The 20452-nt window shown below is 72.6% G+C and carries 15 protein-coding genes and 1 pseudogene; 3 read left to right on the top strand and 13 right to left on the bottom strand.

Going from position 1 to position 20452, the window contains the following annotated elements:
- Positions 1-51: 51 nt before the first annotated feature.
- The 3 genes and pseudogenes from thrS to AC0VYM_RS02415 all read right to left on the bottom strand — a co-directional run.
- Positions 52-1290, bottom strand: a pseudogene (gene thrS, locus AC0VYM_RS02425) (threonine--tRNA ligase); the annotation flags it as partial.
- Positions 1291-1427: 137 nt separating this feature from the next.
- On the bottom strand, positions 1428-1898 hold the full coding sequence (locus AC0VYM_RS02420) for an NUDIX hydrolase (RefSeq protein ID WP_475458456.1): 471 nt from the start codon (positions 1896-1898) through the stop codon (positions 1428-1430).
- Positions 1899-1937: 39 nt separating this feature from the next.
- Positions 1938-2516, bottom strand: a complete 579-nt coding sequence (locus tag AC0VYM_RS02415) for a GNAT family N-acetyltransferase (protein WP_475458454.1) — start codon at positions 2514-2516, stop codon at positions 1938-1940.
- Between the two features lie 57 nt (positions 2517-2573).
- Between AC0VYM_RS02415 and AC0VYM_RS02410 the strand changes: the two genes are divergently transcribed.
- From AC0VYM_RS02410 to xylA, 3 genes are all read left to right on the top strand, one after another.
- Positions 2574-3806, top strand: coding sequence for an ROK family transcriptional regulator (locus tag AC0VYM_RS02410; RefSeq protein ID WP_475458452.1), 1233 nt, complete (start codon positions 2574-2576; stop codon positions 3804-3806).
- Between the two features lie 184 nt (positions 3807-3990).
- Positions 3991-4176, top strand: a complete 186-nt coding sequence (locus AC0VYM_RS02405) for a hypothetical protein (RefSeq protein WP_475458451.1) — start codon at positions 3991-3993, stop codon at positions 4174-4176.
- 106 nt (positions 4177-4282) lie between these two features.
- Entirely contained in the window at positions 4283-5440 is a 1158-nt protein-coding gene (xylA, locus tag AC0VYM_RS02400) for a xylose isomerase (RefSeq protein WP_475458449.1), read from the top strand.
- Positions 5441-5524: 84 nt separating this feature from the next.
- Here the strand turns inward: xylA and AC0VYM_RS02395 are convergent, their stop codons facing one another.
- The 10 genes from AC0VYM_RS02395 to AC0VYM_RS02350 all read right to left on the bottom strand — a co-directional run bounded on the left by AC0VYM_RS02395 (position 5525) and on the right by AC0VYM_RS02350 (position 20402).
- Positions 5525-6196, bottom strand: a complete 672-nt coding sequence (locus AC0VYM_RS02395; RefSeq protein ID WP_475458446.1) for a hypothetical protein — start codon at positions 6194-6196, stop codon at positions 5525-5527.
- A 10-nt stretch (positions 6197-6206) separates the two neighbouring features.
- Positions 6207-6752 (bottom strand): hypothetical protein, encoded by a 546-nt coding sequence (locus AC0VYM_RS02390; RefSeq protein WP_475458444.1) that lies wholly within the window; start codon positions 6750-6752, stop codon positions 6207-6209.
- A gap of 339 nt (positions 6753-7091) precedes the next feature.
- Positions 7092-7463: an STAS domain-containing protein gene (locus AC0VYM_RS02385; protein ID WP_475458441.1), complete on the bottom strand. Its 372-nt coding sequence runs from the start codon at positions 7461-7463 to the stop codon at positions 7092-7094.
- 309 nt (positions 7464-7772) lie between these two features.
- On the bottom strand, positions 7773-8837 hold the full coding sequence (gene meaB / locus AC0VYM_RS02380; RefSeq protein WP_475458439.1) for a methylmalonyl Co-A mutase-associated GTPase MeaB: 1065 nt from the start codon (positions 8835-8837) through the stop codon (positions 7773-7775).
- A 68-nt stretch (positions 8838-8905) separates the two neighbouring features.
- The gene (scpA, locus tag AC0VYM_RS02375; RefSeq protein ID WP_475458437.1) at positions 8906-11143 is read right to left on the bottom strand and encodes a methylmalonyl-CoA mutase; all 2238 of its coding nucleotides are present in this window, start codon (positions 11141-11143) and stop codon (positions 8906-8908) included.
- Positions 11140-13092: a methylmalonyl-CoA mutase family protein gene (locus AC0VYM_RS02370; protein ID WP_475458434.1), complete on the bottom strand. Its 1953-nt coding sequence runs from the start codon at positions 13090-13092 to the stop codon at positions 11140-11142. The genes scpA and AC0VYM_RS02370 overlap by 4 nt, the downstream gene beginning before the upstream one ends.
- A 190-nt stretch (positions 13093-13282) precedes the next feature.
- A complete protein-coding gene (locus AC0VYM_RS02365) occupies positions 13283-13684 on the bottom strand; it encodes a spore-associated protein A (RefSeq protein WP_475458432.1) in 402 nt (133 codons plus the stop codon).
- Positions 13685-13695: 11 nt separating this feature from the next.
- A complete protein-coding gene (locus AC0VYM_RS02360) occupies positions 13696-15333 on the bottom strand; it encodes a serine/threonine-protein kinase (RefSeq protein WP_475458430.1) in 1638 nt (545 codons plus the stop codon).
- Between the two features lie 163 nt (positions 15334-15496).
- Entirely contained in the window at positions 15497-19900 is a 4404-nt protein-coding gene (locus AC0VYM_RS02355) for an FtsK/SpoIIIE domain-containing protein (RefSeq protein ID WP_475458428.1), read from the bottom strand.
- 205 nt (positions 19901-20105) lie between these two features.
- A complete protein-coding gene (locus tag AC0VYM_RS02350) occupies positions 20106-20402 on the bottom strand; it encodes a WXG100 family type VII secretion target (RefSeq protein WP_378738097.1) in 297 nt (98 codons plus the stop codon).
- Positions 20403-20452: the final 50 nt, after the last annotated feature.

Below are 20452 nucleotides of genomic sequence, written 5' to 3'. Positions count from 1 at the left end.
CCCGGGCGCGGGCGGCCGCCCGCCGGGCCGATCCCCGGCGGGCGGACCGTCTCAGGGCCAGAGCTCGGTGGTGTGCGCCCCCACCAGGGCGCGGACCCGCTCCACGAACGCGTGCGCGGGCACCGGGTCCAACCGGCGGCCGTCCCGCAGCCGCACGGCCACGGTGCCCGCCAGCGCCTCCCTGCCGCCGATCACCGCCTGGTACGGCACCAGCCGGGACGCCCTGACCCGCGCGCCCAGACTGCCCCGCTCCGGTCCGGCGACCTCCGCGCGCAGACCCAGTTCCACACACCGCTCCACCAGCCGCTCCGCGTCCGCGACCTGGTCTCCTGAGACCGGCACGGCCACGACCTGCACGGGCGCCAGCCAGGCCGGGAACGCACCGCCGTGCACCTCGATCAGGTGGGCCACCGCCCGCTCCACGCTGCCGACCACGCTCCGGTGCACCATGACCGGCCTGTGCCGTGCGCCGTCGGCCCCGACGTAGGTCAGATCGAACCGCTCCGGCTGGTGGAAGTCCACCTGAACGGTGGAGAGGGTGAACTCCCGCCCCGCCGCGTCGGTGAACTGCACGTCGATCTTGGGCCCGTAGAAGGCCGCCTCGTCCTCGGCCCTTTCGTAGTCCAGCCCCGAGCTCTCCAGGACCTCGGTGAGCAGGGCGGTGGAACGGCGCCACAGCTCCGGGGCGTCCACGTACTTGCCACCGGGACCGGGCAGGGACAGCCGGTGGCGGGTCGCGGAGATCCCCATGGCCGCGTGTGCCCGCCGCACCAGCTCCAGCGCCGCGCCCGCCTCGTCCACGACCTGCTCCAGGGCGCAGAAGACGTGCGCGTCGTTGAGCTGGATCGCGCGGACCCGGCCCAGCCCGCTCAGGACCCCGGAGCGCTCGGACCGGTACATCCCGCCGAGCTCGGCCAGACGCAGCGGGAGTTCGCGGTGGCTGCGTGACCGGGATCGGTAGATCACCGCGTGGTGCGGGCACAGGCTCGGCCGCAGCACGAGCTGTTCGTCACCGCCGCCCAGGTCCATCGGCGGGTACATGTCGTCGCGGTAGTGGGACCAGTGCCCGGAGATCTCGTACAGCTCGCGTTTGCCGAGCACCGGCGAGTACACGTGCTGGTAGCCCGCACGCCGCTCGGCGGCCCGGACGTACTCCTCCAGGGCGTGGCGTACGGCGGCGCCGTCCGGCAGCCAGTAGGGCAGGCCGGAGCCGATCAACGGGTCGGTGCCGAAGAGCTCCAGCTCACGGCCGAGCCTGCGGTGGTCGTGCTGTGCGGTCATCTCGTTCCTCCTGGTGTGGGACGAGTGAACGCAGGACGAAGGCCCCGGGGCACTCGCCCCGGGGCCTGTCGAAAAACACGGTTCAGCGCGCCGGGACGGGTTCCGGCGTCGTCGTCATGGTGGCGCGCTGCATGTCGGTCAACGTATCACCGGACGTAGTACGGTTCGCTGCCGTCACCGCGGGCCCAGCGGATGCGTTCGAGGACGCGCTCGGCCATGGGCGGCGTCTCGGACTCGGCGAACCAGTCCACGTCCAGGCTCTCGTCACCGTCGACCCTGGGCTCGCCCCCGACCGGACGGCACCGGAAGGCGAGGTCGAGGAACTGCACCCGGTCGCCGTTGGGGTAGGTGTGCGGTTCCTGACCGACCACGGTCACCAGGCGGTCCACCTCGACCCGCACCCCGGTCTCCTCCCACACCTCGCGGACCACCGCCTGGGCGGGCTGCTCCCCCGGTTCGAGGATGCCGCCGGGAGTGGCCCAGCGTCCGTCGTCGGAACGCTGGTGCAGCAGCACGCGGCCGTCGTCGTCGAGCACCACTCCGGTCACCCCCACCAGGGGGAGGAGGGAGTGGCCGACGTGCTCGCGCAGCTGGGTGACGAAGTCCGGGACGGGCATGCCACCGACACTAGCGCCGACTCCGGCGAGTCCCGCTGATCAGCCACGCCCGCGTCGGAGCTCGGCGTACTCGTGGTCCAGGATCGACATCAGGACCGCGTCGTGCCAGGCGCCGTCCCAGCGCAGGTGCTGACGCCACACGCCCTCGCGGACAAACCCCGACCTGGCGTAGGAGCGTTCGGCGTTGACGTTGAAGGCGAACACCTCCAGGGCCACCCGGTGGAGCCCGGCGGTCTCGAAGGCGTACTCCAGGACCAGGTCAGTGGCCTCGGTGCCGTAGCCCTGGCCGGTCCACGCCATGGAGTTGAGCGCGATCCGGTAGTGCGCCTCGGCGTTGTCCGGGTCCAGGTCGAGCAGCGCGCAGTCCCCGAGGGCCGTGCCGTCCGAGGAGCGGATCACCCAGTCGGCCCGGTCGTTCCGGTGCTCCCACTCCGCGAACACGCGGCGCAGCTGTTCGGGGGTGAACTCCTGGTGGGTGCCGGTGAACCTGCGCACCTGCGGGTCCATGTCCACGAGCGCGGGGATGAGCTCGTCCGCGCAGGCCGCGCCGAGCGGTTCCAACCGCACGCGCTCCCCCACGAGGACGGGTTGGTCACGGAAGACGTCTGAAGGCACCATGATGGGAATCCAACCAGCGCCCCCACACGCGGGCAACGGGAATACGAGGGGGTACGGGTGGCGGCCGGTACGGGCACGGCGGGTCTCCACACCATCCGTGAGAACAACCTCCGCGCCGTGCTGCGGACCGTCAGGGCGCTCTCCCCCTGCTCACGCGCGGCCGTCGCCGCGGCCACCGGACTGAACAAGACCACCGTGTCCAGCCTGGTCAGCGACCTGATGGACCGCGGGCTGGTCCGGGAGACCGGGCAGTCGCCGCAGCGCCGGGTGGGCCGCCCCGGAGTCCTGCTGGCCCTGGACGACCGTTCCGTGGCGGCCGTCGGCGTGGAGGTCAACGTCGACTACCTGTCGGTGGTGGCCGTGGACCTGGCCCACCGGGATCTGGTGCGGCGGCACGTGCCGCTGGACGCGCGCTCCGTGGGGCCCGAGGCCTGTGCGGGCCGGATCGCGACGGCCCTGCGGGAGGTGGCCGGGGAGCCCGAGATGGAGGGCCGCGCGGTGGTCGGGGTGAGCGTGGCGGTTCCCGGGCTGATCGACTCCCCCACCGGCACGGTCACGCGGGCGCCCAACCTGGACTGGCGGGACGTTCCGCTGCGCGGCCTCCTCCGCTCCGCGCTGGAGGGCTCCGCCCTGGCGGAGGCGACCGTCCTGGTCGACAACGACGCCAACCTCGGCGCCATGGCCGAGTACCGGTTCGGATCCCTGGCCGGGCTCGCGGACCTCGTGTACGTGACCGGCGAGGTAGGGATCGGCGCGGGGGTGCTCACCGGTGGTGAGCTGCTGCGCGGCGCGGCCGGTTTCGCCGGGGAGATCGGCCACCTGGAGCTGGCCGCCGACGGGCCGGAGTGCTCGTGCGGGCGGCGGGGCTGTCTGGAGGCGCTGGCCGGGATCGGGGCGATCCTGCGTGCCGCCCTGCCCGACCGGGTCGCGGACGGCCCCCTGGAGAGCCGGGACGTCGCGGCCCTGGTCGGCCTCGTGGTGGAGCGCGCGTCAGCGGGTGACGGCGCGGCCGTCGCCGCCCTGGAACGGGCCGGAACCTGGCTGGGACGCGGGGTGGCGACCCTGGTCAACGTGGTCAACCCCGGGGCCGTGGTGTTGGGCGGGTACTTCGTGCCCTTGGCCCCGTGGCTGCTCCCCAGCTGTCGTGCGGCGGCCCGGGCCCACTCCTTCGCGCCCGAGGCGGGCGGCTGCCGGGTGGAGCCCTCCTCCCTCGGGATGAGCGCGGCGTCGCGGGGCGGCGCCGCCGTGATGATCCACGGCCTGGACTCGGGTGCCCTGCCGCTCCCGTAGGCGGAAACGCGGTGGCCTCCAGAGCCTCCCCTCGCCATGATCGCCTCGTGGTTCCTGGAGACCGACCGGCTCACGCTGCGACCGTTCGCGGCGGCCGACACCGACCACCTGGTCGCCCTCGGCGATGACCCCGAGGTGACGCGCGGTCCCGGCCCTGGTCCGTCTGGGCTGCACGGAGCTGGGCGTGGAGCGGGTCACCGCGAACACCATGGCCGTCAACACGCGTTCCCGCCGGGTGATGGAGGAGTCGGGACCGGTTCTCGCCTGGACCTTCACCGGGGACTGGCCGGAGCCGATCGAGGGGGCCGAGCACGGCGAGGTCGAGTACGGGCTCACCCGCGCCGCGTGGGAGGGGCGCAGACGGGCGTGACCGCCGCCCGAACCGGGGTGGCGGAGACCGTTGACAATTAGTTGTGACTCTAGACAAACTGGCCGGGTCCGGCGCCCTCCACGGATCGAACCCCCCGGGAGCACACATGACCGACCTCCGCCCCACCCCTGAGGACCGCTTCAGCTTCGGCCTGTGGACCGTGGGCTGGCGCGGCGTCAACACCTTCGGCGATCCGGTGCGTCCGGCGCTCGACCCGGTGGACGCCGTGCACCGTCTCTCCGACCTCGGCGCGTACGGCGTCACCTTCCACGACGACGACCTCATCCCGCCGGGCAGCACCCCCGATGAGCGGGAGGCGATCCTCCGGCGCTTCCGGAGCGCGCTCGACGAGACCGGGCTGCGGGTGCCCATGGTCACCACCAACCTGTTCAGCCACCCGGTCTTCCGGGACGGCGGGTTCACCTCCAACAGCCGGGACGTGCGCAGGTACGCGCTGCGCAAGGTCGTCCGCAACATCGACCTCGCGGTCTCCCTGGGCGCGCGGACCTTCGTGTGCTGGGGCGGCCAGGACGGCGCCGAGACCGAGGCGGGCAAGGACCACCAGGCCGCTCTGGACCGTCTGCGCGAGGCCTTCGACCTGCTGTGCTCCTACGTCCTCGACCAGGGCTACGACCTGCGCTTCGCCATCGAGCCCAAGCCCAACGAGCCGCGCGGCGACGTGCTGCTGCCCACGGTCGGCCACGCCCTGGCCTTCATCGAGCGGCTGGCCCACCCCGAGATGGTGGGCGTGAACCCGGAGGTCGGCCACGAGCAGATGGCCGGTCTGAACTTCGCGCACGGGGTCGCCCAGGCACTGTGGGCGGGCAAGCTCCTCCACATCGACCTCAACGGGCAGCGCGGCGTCAAGTACGACCAGGACCTGCGGTTCGGCGCCGGAGAACTCAAGGAGGCCTTCTTCCTCGTCGACCTGCTGGAGCGCTCCGGGTACGACGGTCCCCGCCACTTCGACTTCAAGCCGCCGCGCACCGAGGACGTCTCCGGCGTGTGGGAGTCCGCCGCGGGCTGCATGCGCAACTACCTCCTCCTGAAGGAGCGGGCCGCGGCCTTCCGCGCCGACCCCGAGGTGGCCGCGGCCCTGGCCGAGGCCCGGGTGGCCGAGCTGTCCGAACCCACGCTCTCCCCGGGGGAGGGCGTCACGGACCTGCTCCGCGAGGAGCTGGACCTGGAGACGGTGGGACGGCGCGGCTACCACTTCGAGCGGCTGGACCAACTCGCCCTGGAGCACCTGCTCGGCGCTCGCTGACAGGGGGCACCCCCGGCGGACGGGGGACGTTCGCCGGGGGGACGCGGAGGCTCGCGGTCACCCGAGAGGTCCCGGGTCAGTGGACTACGGCGTCCGGGGCTCGTTCTCCCGGTCGGCCGCGCGCTCGTCGTAGAGCCTCGCGAAGTCCCGTGCCCGCTGGCGGTAGCGCCTGGTCCAGGGCCCGAGGAAGAGCAGGTACGCCAGGAACAACAGGGTGAACGTCGCGCTGAAGAGGAAGTCGAACCCCAGGCCGTCGAGCGCGTAGTTCACGATGGTGAGCGCACCGAACATCAGCATTCCGGCCACGCTCAAGACGTTGACGGTCCTCGGGGAGTTGATCTTCGCCTCCGCCTGGGCGGCGACCACCCGCGCGATCCGGTTGACCTCCTCCCTCTCGTGCAGGCCGCCGCGGCGCAGCTGACGCTTGGCCTCCAGCAGGTCCACCGGATCGGTGCCCGGACGCAGGATGGAGGTGCCGAGGGTCCGACGCAGGAACCAGGGCATCAGCCACACCATGAGGGCGCCCACGATCACCGCGGGGGCGGTGGCACCGATGAGGACCGGGACGAACGAACTCCAGTCGTCGAGCAGGATCACGCAGAGGACGAGCGGGGGGAGCAGCGTCAGGAGGAGGACGACCGACATGACCCTGGCGGCGTAGGCACGCGGGTGGTTCTGCGCGTAGACCTGCATCTGGCCGAACAGGGCCCTGGGATGTCGGCGAGCGGACGGGGGGTGCGTCGTGTGCTCGTTCATGCCGAACCCACTACCCGGAATTTCCGTTACCAATCCGATACCTTTCGCTGGGGGTTCGATGACCGTCCCCCCGCGCACGGGCGTCGTAGGCGTCGGCCACGGCCCGTGCTCTTCGCCTGCCCCGGGTGTCGACGGGGACGGAGACGGCCACCATCACCACGAAGAGGAGGCCCGTCGCCAGGAAGAACACGGACATCCCGCTCCAGGCACTGTCCGAGGTGTACAGGTTGAGCGCGTTGAACAGGTTCAGCGCTCCGAGACCGCACAGCAGCAGGACCGACGGCCACAGGCGCTGCCTCAGGACCAGCGCGGCCAGGTCCCTGGCGACCCGGTCCACCTCGGGCACGCCGGTCAGCTCTCCCGACCGGAGCACCCTTCTCGCGGCGCGTCCGTCGGCCGGGCTGGATCTCACCAGGCGCCTGCCCAGGGAGAGGTGCACCAGAGCGGCGGCGAGGACGGTGAAGAGCGGGAGGCCCAGGACCGCGCCGACCGCGGCCAGGCCGATCAGCAGGCGGACGGAGAAGTCGCTGGCACCGAGGACGAAGCCGAAGACCATGGTCAGGAGCGCGAGGAGAGCGAAGCTGACTCCCGCGACGATCCTCGCGTTACGCGGGTCGTAACCGACCTGGAGGAGGAGGCGGCGGAGGGGGTCGAGGAGGCGGCGGGGGGACCGGGGGGAGGGGGTCGTGTCGTCGATGGACCCATTATCCCCGAAGGAGGCGGGTGAGGCCGGTTGTCCACAGGGGAGGGCCGCGCCGCTTCGGGGCGGTCACGGCGGGGCGACACCCGATCCTCTCCGGACAGGGCACCGAGCCTGCCGGAGGAGGGCACGGGAGAGGAGGGGTGTCAGCGGCGGCCACGGTCCCGGGAGGGGCCCACGGAACCCTGGATTCCGCTAGCCGGCCTGGCGTTTGGCCTCCAGGGCCTCCATCGCCGCGACGGCGGTGGCGACGGTCTGGTGGACGGGAACCTGACGGTGCAGGCCGACCAGTCGGACGACCTTGGTGACGCGTTCGTTCAGTGCCGCCAGTGACAGGGAACCGTCCCGCTCACGGACGTTCCGATAGGCGTTGATGATGACGTTCAGCCCGCTGGAGTCCATGAAGTCCAGGGCGGACAGGTCCAGGATCAGCCACGGACCGTGGTCCTCGATCGCGGTCTTGATGTGTTCCTGGAGGTCGGCGGCGGTCGCGATGTCGAGCTCTCCCTCGATCGCGACGATGACGCTGCGGCTCTCGAACCGCGTGCTCAGTCCAAGCCTGTGCACGTTCACTCCTCCCGGCCCCACGTTCAGATGGTGAGGGGTCCCTCGCTTAACCATACGCAGCCCGGCCGGGAACGACTACCGGACCCGGCTCCACTCCCACAGAGCCGGTCCGGTGAGGGGAGACACTTGCGCGCCCGAGCGGCCTGGTAAGTCGTTGGACACACACGGTATAAGCGAACCGCTCCCACGGGAATGGCATCAGGCAAGAAATTTTCGCCTCATGGGCGAGAACCCCCTCCGCCCAGGGCGATACCTCCCGTTCACCCTGGGTCATTTCACGACATGGTAACCGGTGTTGCCTCGTGCCCCTCAGGCACTCCCACCGTCACTCTCGGCCCGGTCACGGTCCGTTCGACCCTCCGCGTCACCGTCACCCTGGGTGAAGGAGTCCAGCAGGGAACGCGCGGCCAGGGTGGCGGTGGTCTCACCCGAACGCACCCGTGACTCCATCGTCGGAATGAGGTCGGCCACACCCGCGTCCCGCAGGAACGTGTCCATGAGCTGGTCCCGCACCTGGTCCCACATCCAGCTCACGCCCTGCTCGCTGCGCCGGTCGGCGAGGGCGCCGTCGCGCTCCAGCACCCGCCGGTGGTCGAGCACCGTGTCCCACACCTCGTCCAGTCCGTCACCGGTCAGGCCGCTGCACGTCAGCACCGGCGGCCGCCACTCGGGGTGGACCGGCTGGAGCAGGCGCAGGGCACGGGAGAGCTCCCGGGCGGCCTTGCGGGCGTCGTCGGCGTGCGGGCCGTCGGCCTTGTTCACCGCGACCACGTCCACGAGTTCCAGGACGCCCTTCTTGATGCCCTGGAGCTGGTCCCCGGTCCGGGCCAGGGTGAGGAACAGGAAGCAGTCCACCATGGCGGCGACGGTGACCTCGGACTGGCCGACCCCCACGGTCTCCACCAGGACCACGTCGAACCCGGCCGCCTCCATGAGCAGCATGGTCTCCCTGGTGGCGCGGGCCACCCCGCCGAGGGTGCCCGCCGTGGGCGAGGGCCGGATGAACGCGTCCGGGTCCACCGCGAGGTCGGCCATGCGCGTCTTGTCGCCCAGGATGCTGCCGCCGGTGCGGGTGGAGGAGGGGTCGACCGCGAGTACGGCCACCCGGTGCCCGCGCGAGGTCAGCCGGGTGCCGAGCGCGTCGATGAAGGTCGACTTGCCCACGCCGGGTACCCCGGTGATCCCCACACGTTGGGCCTTGCCGGTGTGCGGGAGCAGCCGCACCAACAGCTCCTGGGCGGCGCGCGTGTGGTCCGGGCGGCGCGACTCCACGAGGGTGATCGCCCTGGCCAGGGTCGGCCGGTGCCCGGACAGCACCCCCTCGGCCAGGGCGTCCACGTCCACCGGACGCCTCCCGCGCACCGCCACGTCCACTCCCCTCCCGGCCGGGTCCCGGCCGTTCGCCTCCGGCCGGGCCGCTCCGGCCCGCCCGCGCTGAACAGTCAGCCCCGCTGCCCCGTGCCCTCCGGGTCCAACCGTTCCTCCAGCTGGTCGAGCAGGTCGATCGCGGCCTCCGCGATCACCGTTCCGGGTGGGAAGATGGCCGACGCCCCGGCGGCGCGGAGCTCGTCGAAGTCACCCGGCGGGATCACCCCGCCCACCACGATCATGATGTCCTCGCGGTCGAGTCCGGCCAGTTCCTCGCGCAACGCGGGCACCAGGGTCAGGTGTCCGGCGGCCAGGGAGGACACCCCGACCACGTGCACGTCGGCCTCCACGGCCTGGACGGCGACCTCGGCCGGGGTCTGGAACAGCGGGCCCACGTCCACGTCGAAACCGAGGTCCGCGAAGGCGGTCGCGATCACCTTCTGCCCCCGGTCGTGGCCGTCCTGGCCCATCTTCGCCACGAGGATGCGGGGGCGGCGCCCCTCGGCCTCCGCGAACTCGTCGACCCGGGTGGTCACCCGGTCCATCAGTCCGGCCGCGTCGGAGCTCCCGGCCGCCTCGTTCCTGTACACACCCTGAATCGTACGGATCTGGCCGGAGTGGCGGTTGAAGACCTTCTCCATGGCGTCGGAGATCTCCCCGACCGTCGCCTTGGCGCGGGCGGCGTCGACGGCGGCGGCGAGCAGGTTGTTGGTGAGGGACGCGTCGGCCCTGGACTCGCGCCCGGCCGCCTCGGTGAGGGCGTCGAGGGCGGCGCGCACCCGGTCGTCGTCGCGCTCCTCGCGCAGGCGGCGGAGCTTGTCCAGCTGCTCGGAGCGGACCCTGGAGTTCTCCACCTTGAGGACGTCGATCTCGTCGGCGGAGTCGGGCCGGTACTTGTTGACCCCGATCACCGGCTGCCGTCCGGAGTCGATGCGCGCCTGGGTGCGGGCGGCCGCCTCCTCGATGCGCATCTTGGGCAGTCCGGCGTCGATCGCGGCGGCCATGCCCCCGGCCTTCTCGACCTCCTGGATGTGCGCCCACGCCTTCTCGGCCAGCTGCTGGGTGAGGCTCTCCACGTAGTAGCTGCCGCCCCAGGGGTCGACCACGCGCGTGGTGCCGGACTCCTGCTGCAACAGCAGCTGGGTGTTGCGGGCGATGCGCGCGGAGAAGTCCGTGGGCAGGGCGAGCGCCTCGTCCAGGGCGTTGGTGTGCAGCGACTGGGTGTGGCCCTGGGTGGCCGCCATGGCCTCCACACAGGTGCGCGCGACGTTGTTGAACACGTCCTGCGCGGTCAGGGACCAGCCGGAGGTCTGGGAGTGCGTGCGCAGGCTGAGCGACTTGTCCTTGGCGGCTCCCAGGTCCTTGACCAGGCGGGCCCACAGCAGGCGGGCCGCGCGCAGCTTGGCGACCTCCATGAAGAAGTTCATCCCGATCGCCCAGAAGAACGACAGCCGGGGCGCGAAGGCGTCCACGTCCAACCCGGATCTCTGACCGGCGCGGATGTACTCCACGCCGTCCGCGAGGGTGTACGCCAGCTCCAGGTCGGCCGTGGCCCCGGCCTCCTGCATGTGGTAGCCGGAGATGGAGATGGAGTTGAAGCGCGGCATCCGCTGCGAGGTGAAGGCGAAGATGTCGGAGATGATCCGCATGGACGGCCGCGGCGGGTAGATGTAGGTGTTGCGGACCATGAACTCCTTGAGGATGTCGTTCTGGATGGTCCCCGACAGCTTCTCCGGGGGCACCCCCTGCTCCTCGGCGGCCACGATGTACAGCGCCAGGACGGGCAGCACCGCGCCGTTCATGGTCATGGACACGCTCATCCGGTCCAACGGGATCCCGTCGAACAGCTGGCGCATGTCGTAGATGGAGTCGATGGCCACGCCTGCCATGCCGACGTCGCCGGCGACCCTCGGGTGGTCGGAGTCGTAGCCCCGGTGGGTGGCCAGGTCGAAGGCGACCGAGAGGCCCTTCTGCCCGGCGGCGAGGTTGCGGCGGTAGAAGGCGTTGGACTCCTCAGCGGTGGAGAAGCCCGCGTACTGGCGGATGGTCCACGGCTGGTTCACGTACATGGTCGGGTAGGGCCCGCGCAGGTAGGGCGGGATGCCCGGCAGCCCGTCCACGAAGTCCAGGCCCGCGCGGTCGGCGGGCGTGTACAGCGGCTTGACGCCGATCCCCTCGGGGGTCTCCCACTCCAGGGCGTCGGCGGCCTTGCCCGTGGATTCCTCCAGGGCGCGCCGCCAGTCGGCCGCGCCCCGGTCGGCGCCGGTGAAGGCCGGAAGGCACGGGTCGACGGCGGAGAAGTCGGGGATCATGCGGTCTCCCCCTGGGTGGAGTCGGTCGTGGTGGTCGGGGGGTCGGTGAGGATCACGTCGACCAGGTCGGTGAGCAGGGCGACGGCGTCGCAGCCCCTGTGAGCGAAGGCGTCCACCCCGGCCTCCCGGTAGGCGTCGCGGGGCGCCCCGGCGAGCAGGACGCGGCGGGCCCCGGCTCCCTTGAGCGCGCGGGCGACCTCTTCGGCGTGCTCGTCGTAGAGCCGGTCCGAGGAGCAGATCACCGCGACCCGGCTGCCGGAGTCCGCGAAGGCGCGCGCGGCGGACGGCGCGTCGTCGAGGGGGCCCGGGTCGCCGGCCTCGATCCCCCCGGCGGCGAGGAGGTTGGTGGCGAAGGAGGCGCGGGCGGTGTGCGCGGCGACCGGCCCGAGGGTGGCCAGGAACGCGCCGGGCCGGTGGCCCGTCGCGGCGGTGTGGGCGTCCGAGCGGTCCCGCAGGGCCTCGTAGTCCTGGGCGTAGCGGCGGACCGGGAAGCCGCCCCGGACCGGTTCGGGACGGGCGGGGTCGGGATCGCGGACCAGGGGTTTCTCGTTCGGGTCGGGGAACTCGCTGACCCCCGTGAGCGGGGCCGTGCGGCGGGCGAGGTCGTGGCGGCGGCGTTCCCAGAGGCGGTCCACGGCGGCGCGGAGTCCACCGTGTTCGATCGCCGCGCCGATGCCCCCGGCGCGCTCCAGTTCCTGGAAGAACGCCCAGCCCGCGCCGTAGAGGTCGCGGGTGAGGGCCTCGACGTAGAACGATCCCCCGGCCGGGTCGATGACCTGGGCCAGGTGCGACTCCTCGATGAGGAGCGACTGGGTGTTGCGGGCGATCCGGCGGGCGAAGTCGTCGGGGAGTCCCAGTGCGGAGTCGAAGGGCGCCACGGTGACCGCGTCGGCGCCGCCCACCCCGGCGGCGAAGCAGGCCACCGTGGTGCGGAGCATGTTCACGTGCGGGTCGCGTCGGGTGAGCATCGCGTCCGAGGTGGTGGCGTGCAGGCTCATGCCGCGCCGGTCGGCGGGCACCCCGCAGGCCTCCAGGACCTGGTTCCACATGGCGCGGACGGCGCGGAGCTTGGCGATGACGGAGAACTGGTCGGCGTTGGCGGCGAGCCGGAACTCGATCCGGCGGGCGGCGTCGGCGGGGGCGATCCCGGCGTCCGCGAGGGCGCGCAGGTAGGCGGTCCCCGCGGCGACGGCGGAGCCGATCTCCTGGGCCTCGGAGCCGCCCGCGTCGTGCACGAGCGTGCCGTCCGCGACGAACAGGCCGAGCCCGGGGTGGCGGGCGGCGTGTTCGGCGGCGAAGCGGGCGGTGTCCGCCACGTCGGGGCGCTCCCCGGCCAGGGCCGCCGCGCTGAGGGGGTCCAGGCCCAGGTGGGAGATGACGCGGCCGTCGGGGACGTCGGCGTCGGCGTGCGCCCGGAGCAGGGCGGTCGCGGCGTCGAGGGCGTGGGGACCGGGTGCGGACAGCACCACGGGGGCGAGGTCGAGGTAGACGTCCGCGAGGGCCTCGCCCAGGCGGGAGAGGGGGACCCCGCCGGGTTCGGCGGTGTCGGCGCCCACGGCCACCCACAGCGAGCTCACGCCGTTCATGAGGTCGCCGTGCATGCGGCGGCGCAGTTCGGCGGGGTCGGCGTCGGTGTGCCGGGCGCGGATGTCCCAGCCTCCGGCCACGCCTCCGCCGGGTCGGTGGCCGCGTGTGAAGGGGGGAAGTCCGGGGTAGCCGGGGTCGGCGGCGGGCGGATCGGCGGTGTAGAGGGGTTCGATGTCGAACCCGTCGTAGCCGTGCGTGGCGAGGACGGACTCGGGGGTGTCCGCGAGCCGTTCCTCGGCGACACCGCTCTTGCGCAGCACCCCGGCGACGAGTTCGCGCCACCGCTCACGTGTGGCCGCCGGGAAGCCTTCGGCCAGGTTGGGGGCCGCGGTACCGGCGGCCCCGCTCTCAGGGACGTCCATACTTCGAGATGGTAGAGAACCGCGTTCGGTTCCGTTGATCCGGGGTGTGGTGCTCGGCACAGGATCGACCTCCACCGCCCTGACCTGTGTGTTGGCCAGGCCGGACACGCGGGCCGCGCCGCCCCCAGCATATGACATGGGTCACGGACACGCCCGCGCGGTCGAGCCCTCCCCCGGCGCCGCCGCCGGGTCAGCCGCAGTTGGTCCCGTTGCGCACGACCCACTCGCCGCCGATCGAACCGCCCCAGTCCACGCACTGCCCGGCCGCGTCCAGGTAGACCGGACCGGCGTAGGAGGTGAAGCTGCCCGGGTCGGTCTTCCAGGAACCGGAGTCGGAGCGCTTGAGTGCGGCGTCCATGTCCATCGCGGAGCCGGGGCTGGACCGCGTCACGACCACGCAGTTCCTGCCGTTGGAGTTGTTGTAGGCCAGGTGGACCGTGCCTCCGGAGACGGAGGCCGAGTTCACCACCCCGTACCCGCTCCCGCACTCCCCGTTGTAGGAGTCGGCGGAGGCCGGGGCGGGGCTGGCGAAGGCCGCGACCAGGACGACGGTGAGCCCGCAGGAGATCCGGCGGGTGAGTGACTTCAGCACTTCTGCTCCTCCTACCAGGGCGGGGTTCCGCTACCGCTGGTCTTGTGGTGCTCCACGAGTCGGGTGATGGTGACGGTGCCGCCGCTCTCGGTGTAGGTGACCTCCGCCGAGACGGTGCGGCTGCCGGAGTTGGCGTAGCCGGTGAGCGCGCCGGGGCTGGAGGAGACCGATCCGGCGGCGCCGTCGGCCACACCGCCGCCCTGCTCCTGGCAGAAGCTCCACGCGCACACCACCGTGGCGCCGTCGAGCACCGCGTACCGGCCGGATCCGCCCTCGGGCTGGAAGGCCACCACGTGGTCGCCGGACGGGCGCTCGCCCGACGCGCTCACCCCGGCGCCGACGGTGGCCATGGCGGTGGTCGAACCACCGTCCTCCTCGCCCTCGTCGTCCTCGCCGTCGTCCTCGCCGTCGTCGGCGTCCTCCGAGGGGTCGTCCGACGGAGAGGCCTCCTCCGTGGGCTCCTTGCCGACCGGCCCCGGACGGCGCTGTTCGTCGTTGGAGCCCTCCTTCACGGAGTCGCCGCCCGGCTCCTCCTCGTCTCCGGAGAACCACGAGGCGACGGGCAGCGAGTCCCAGTTGCTGGCCAGGGCCACGCCGCCGAAGCCGAGTCCGGCGATCAGCAGGAGGGCCCCCAGGCCCGCCCCGACCAGGGCCAGGGCCCTGCCCCCGCCGCCGCTCCGGGGCGCCGCCACCGCGAACTCGCGTTCGGGCGCGGTCTGCACTCCGTGCCAGTTGTTGTCGACCAGGGCGCCCATCACGCTCCCGGCCGCGGCGGCCGAGGCCACCGGGGCGAAGGACCGCCCGGGGTGGGTCACGGACACCATCTCCGAGACCAGCTGGAGGGCCGTGGGCCGCTGGGAGCCCTCCTTCTGGAGCGCGCGCCGCGCGAGGTCGGCCAGCGGACCGGTGAACCCCTCGGTGTCCGGTTCCCCGCTGATCACCCTGTGGGCGATCGCGGCCGGGTCCCCGCTGCCGAAGGGCGGTCGCCCGGTGGCCGCGTAGGTCACCAGGGCGCCCCAGGCGAAGATGTCGTCGGTGGTGCTGGCGGGCTTGCCCTGGTAGTGGTCGGGGCTGATCCACCCGGGCGAACCCATGACCGATCCGGTGCGGGTGAGCGCCGTCTGGTCCACCGCCCGGGCCACCCCGAAGTCGAGGACCCGGGGCCCTTCGGGCGACAGGACGATGTTGGCGGGCTTGAGGTCGCGGTGCGCGATGCCCGCCTCGTGGATCTGGGCGAGCGCCTCGGCCACACCGGCGGCCAGGCCGATCAGCAGCTGTTCCTCGAGCGCGCCGTGCTTGCGCATGTAGGCGCTGAGCGTCATGCCCCGCACCAGCGGGGTGACCAGCCAGGGCCGGTCGGCACCGGTGTCGGCGTCCAGCAGGGGGACCGCGCACGCGCCGCCCACCCTGCGGAGCAGTTCGACCTCACGGGTGAAGCGCGCCCGGAACTCCTCGTCGGCGGCGTACTCGGGGTGGATGAGCTTGACCGCGACGATCTCGCCCCCGTTGGCCTGGGCGGCGTACACGACGCCCATGCCGCCCGCGCCCAGGCGTTTGAGGGGCTGGTAGGGACCGATCCTCGCGGGGTCGGTCGAGGTCAGGTCGGTGGCGGTGACCGGAAGTGAGACGGCTGATGGGGTTGGGTTCACTGGGAACAGATCCTGATCGGCATACGGGTGGGACGGTTGACTCTGGCAGCGGGGTCAGGCGCCCACCGAGAACAGGGGTGGCGAAGGGGGATCAAGGGGAGTAAATGGATCCTAGCGCCTTTAACCTCGCGCACAAGGTACCTTCGCCCCCCGGCTCCGGCGGTCACGGCATGGGCACCCTCACCTGCTGGACCCTGCCGTCACCCAGGTGCAGGTAGGCGGTCCCCGGGGTGAGCCTCGGGCTGGACACGCCCTTGGGCAGCCGCAGCCCCAGGACCTCGCCGTCGGCCTGGCTCTGCGGGGACAGCAGCGCACCGATGCGGTTGCGCTTGAGGTGGACGTGCCAACCGTTGAAGCCGCCCTGGAGCGCCTCGTTGGTGCCCGCCGCGACGATGCCCCATCCCGCGCCCACCATGCCGCGCGCGATCCGCGTGAACTCCTTGCCGAGGTCGCTCTGGAGCAGCAGCTCGGCGTCGTCGATCACCACGACCGCCGTGTCCGCCTCGAAGCGCCCGAGCGCGTCGTGCAGCTGCGAGAGCCTCGGTTCGGCGGCGTCGATGACGGCCCGCACCCCGCGCTCGTTCCGCAGATCGGCCAGGCGTGAACCGCGCGGCGTGACCAGCAGCAGCTCCGTCCCTCCCTCCAGCAGCGACGCGGCCATGGTCGTGAGCATGCTGGACCGACCGGACTGGGGAGGGCCGCTCACGAGGAAGGTCGGGATCCGCGACAGGTCGGCGGTGACGGCGGTGAGCTCGTTTCCGCCGACCCCGATCAGGGCGTGCAGCGGACGGGGCCGCTGGGTGCGGTAGCGGGCCATGTCCGCGTAGCTCAGGCGGTCCGGCAGGACGTCGACGCGGAACGGCCTCGGTCCGCCGCCGGGACCCTGGCGCTTGGAGACGAACTCCGCGATGCGTGCGAGCTCGGCGCCCTGGGCGGCGCCCTGCGGGTTCTTCGTCAGGAGCGCGATCTGGACCTCCAGCGCGTCGCCCGCGCGGAAGGCCCGGCCGTCCGGGACCTCCTCCGGCAGCGCCCGGGCCTGGAGCCCGGCCGAACTGTAGTCCCCGCTGTCGTTGCAGCGCAGGACCAGCAGGTCCTCCGTGGTGGAGGAGTACTTCGTGCGCGTCAGCAGGCGGTCGCCGGTGGCGACCACGTGCACGCCCACGCCCGCGCCGTCCCGCATCAGGGTGGTGACGTCCTCGACCAGCGCCCCGTAGTTGTACTCCCCGAAGGCCTGCTCGAAGGCGTCGAGCCGGTCGATGAAGAGCACGATGTGGGCCGGTCGCTCCTGGGCCGGCAGCTTGGCCCGGAGCTCCTCCAGGTCGGCGCAGCCGTGCGCGGCGAGCAGCTTCTGCCTGCGGTCCAGCTCCTCCCCGAGCAGCCCCAGCAGGCGCACGACGCGGTCGCCCTGGGTGCGCTGGGCGACCGCCCCGCAGTGCGGCAGCCGCTCCATCGGCAGCAGGGCTCCGTTGCCGCAGTCCAGGCCGTACATGTGCACGTCGTCGGGGTGGTGGCCCAGGGCGAGCGAGGCGGCGAGGGTGCGCAGCGTCTGGGAGCGGCCGGTCCGGCCCGACCCCATGACGTGCAGGTGTCCGGTCCTGGCCAGGTCGAACGTGTACGGCATCTGGCGCTGCTGCGCCGGGACGTCGATGAGCCCGAGCGGAACAGGGCGCACCGCCCCGGCCTCGGGCTGCGGGGGCCGCCCCCGCAGGAGCGTCGACAGGGTCAGCGACGTGGGCAGCGCCTCCAACCAGGGGCTGGGCTGCCGCCGCGCGCCGACCCGCTCGGTGGCCTCGCGCACGGCCGCGACCAGCGCCGTGAGGTCGGTGGCCTCCACGTCGCCGCTCTGTTGGCTCTCCTTGGCGGCGATCGGAGCGGGAAGCGCCAGGTCGGACCACTTCACCGGGTGGGCGACGGGGGCGGAGGCGTTCTCGACGGCCACGATCCGTCGACCGCCGACCCGGCCCGACTGGAACGGCAGCAGCGACGCGTGACCGAGCCGGGCGTAGGCGCGGCCGGGGGTGTCGATCCCGATGTGGGCCGACTCCGCGGCGTCGATGACGTCGCGGCTCTCCGTCTCGTCGGTCATCCGCAGCGCGATCCGCAGGTTGGTGTTGGCGCGGATGTCGTTGGTGACCACTCCGCCGGGGCGCTGGGTGGCCAGCACCAGGTGGATGCCGAGGGAGCGGCCGCGCTGGGCGATGTTGACCAGGCCCTTGACGAAGTCCGGGAGCTCGCGCGCCATGGACGCGAACTCGTCGATGACCAGCATCAGCCGGGGCATCTGCGGCATGCGCGGGTCGCGGTCCAGGAGTTCGAGGTAGTCCTCGATGTCCTTCGCCCCGGCCTTCGCCAGGATGTGCTCGCGGCGGTGCAGCTCGGCGCCGAGCGAGACCAGGGCGCGCCCCACCAGGTGGGTGTCCAGGTCGGTGACCATGCCGACGGTGTGCGGCAGGTCCACGCAGTCCTTGAACGCGCTGCCGCCCTTGTAGTCGACCAGTACGAACGACATCGACTCGGGGCGGTTCACCGCCGCCAGCGACGCCACCAGCGTCTGGAGGAGTTCGGACTTTCCGGAACCGGTGGTGCCCGCGATGAGCGCGTGGGGGCCGTCCCGCCGGATGTCGACGGCGAAGGCGCCGTCCAGGCCGACACCGAGGGTGGCGACCGTGCTGCGGCCGCCGCCCGCCCAGTGGGCGGCGATGGCGTCGCCGTTGGGCGGCTCCAGGCCGATCACGTCGAGCAGGCGCGCGCTGCGCGGCAGGGAACCGCCGGACTCCCCGACGCTGCTGTCGCGCAGGGGCGCCAGGGCCCGTCCGAGCCGGTCCGCCCAGGCGGCGGAGGGAACGTCGGCGCGCACGTCCTCGACGTTGTCGAAGGAGGTCCGGCGCAGGCGCATCCCGTGCGGGGTGATGCTGACGACCGCCCGGCACTCCTCGGGCAGCAGCCGCTCCTCGGCGTCCAGGCACACGACGTAGATGCCCACGTCGGGGCCCTCGCGCAGCAGCTGCACGACCCCGGGCAGCGAGCGGATCCGGCGGGCGCCGTCGAGGACGACCACGATCGCGGGCTCGTCGTCGACGGCTCCGCGCGCGGCCTGGGCCCTGGCCTCCAGGATCATCAGCAGCTCGGAGACGCGGCGGGCGCACGTGGTGGCGTCGATCCCGATCCGGCCCAGCGAGAGCTGGGGCAGGTCGCCGCGCAGGTGCGGGACGTAGCGGGTCCACCGCCAGCGGGTGTGGTCGCCCTCCATGGACAGCAGGTAGAGCTGGAGTTCGGCGGGGCTGTGCAGGGCGACGAGCTGGGCGACCAGCCAGCGCTCCAGGGCGTGTGCGCCCTCGCCGGTCCCGGCCACACCCACGACCCCGTTGTCCTTGACCGACACGCTCACCGGCACGTCCCGCATGTCCCAGGTGACCTCCTTGCGGTGGTCGTCCTTGGTGGGGTCCATGAGGACGACCTCGGAGGGGATGCTGCCGGTGCCCACGCGCAGCTGGGTGAAGTCCTCGTCGATCTTGCGGCGCTCCCACAGCCGGGAGCGCGGCCCGGTGGACAGCAGCAGGACGGCGGCGGGGTCGGGGCAGGTGTCGCGGAGGCGGCGCTGCGCCAGGACCAGGGCGTCGCGGGCGTCCTTGGTGACCCGCTCCGTCTTCTCCTCGAACTCCAGGAGCTGCTTCTCGTAGCGGGCCTTGGTGGTCTTGCGCTGCATCAGCTGCATGAACAGCACGGAGACCGGCGCCAGCAGGCCGATGAGGAGCATCTGCGGGCGGTTCATGATGAGCGCGCCGCCGACCGCCATGGTGATCGGCATGAGGATCATCATGAGCAGCTGGGCGATCGGCCGGTCCGGCGGCTCGGGTGGGCTGGGCAGCTTGAACTTGGTCTTGGTGGGCGCGGGGTGCAGCCGGGGCGGACGGTTGTAGTCCAGGCCGGTGCCGTCCTCGGAGGTGACGACGGAGGCGTCGGGCCGGTGGTTGGGCCACGCCTCGAAGAGGGTGCCGCCCAGGGTGAGCTGCTCCCCCTGCGGCCACGCGGTGTCCGGGGCGACCTCGTCGCGCTCCAGGTACGCGCCCTGACCGGTGCTGGTGGCCCGGATGGTGACGGTGCCGTCGGGGGACACGCGGATCCGCGCCCAGTGGCCGTCGGCGTCCACGACGAGCACCGCGCTCTCGTGGTCACCGACGACGTAGTCGCCCGGGTCGAGCCGGACGACCCGCCCCGCGTCGGGGCCGGAGACCACCCGGACCTCCACCACGCCGGGGGGCTCCGCCTTGACCTCGGCGGGACCGCCCACACCGATGACCGACCCGTCCAGGATTCCCGCGTCCGCGAGGGACACGGACGGATCGACCCGCCGGTCACCGACGTAGAGCGGGACCTCCTGGCCGTTGACGCGCGGCACCGTGCGGACCACCGGGTCCACGACCTCGGTGAGCTGGCGCACGGTGGCGCTGGGGTCGGCGTCGACGAGCATGTCCAGACGCAGGGGCGAGGAGGCGACGGGGCCGGAGCCGTTCGGCCCGTCCACGGACGGGCCGGTGGCTGGGGTCGCGGTGAAGAGAAGGCGCACGGTGAGGACTGCTTCCGGGTCTCTGCCCTCGGGGGCGGGTCGCGTTGGTCGACGCTGTGGTCGGTGGGAGCCGCGCGTCCGCCCCGCGCCCGCGCGGGAGCCGTGAGGGGGAGGGAGGGGTCCGGCGCGGGCGTTCGGGGCGGGGCGGCTCGGTTCGGGGCGGGTGCCCGCGAGGAGCGCGTGGTTCGGGGGCGGCGCGGGGCCGTCAGCCCTTGAGGCCCTCGCCCAGCTTCTCGTCGGTCTCGCTGAAGGTGGTGCCGACCTGCTTGAGGTACTTGGCGATGCCGTCGAGGCCCTTGTTGACGTCCTCGAAGCCGCTGTTGAAGTCCTCGAAGAACGGACGGAAGTGCTTCTCCGCCGCAGGGGTGCTGTAGCCGTCCGAGATCAGCGCGTCGACCTTGTTCTTGATGGACTGGAGGCGCTCGGTGAACTCGTTGAACTCCTGGGTGAGGGAGCCCGAGGTCTCCTCGGTCTTGTCACTGTCGACGTTGTACGCGGGCATGTGTGTCTCCTCGTGTGTGTGCTCTCGGGGCGACCGCGCCGGGCCGAGGG

It is taken from the genome of Nocardiopsis sp. iso_237, assembly GCF_056173345.1.
The sequence above is the reverse complement of the archived record's forward strand: the minus strand, read 5'-3'. Positions and strand labels throughout refer to the sequence as shown.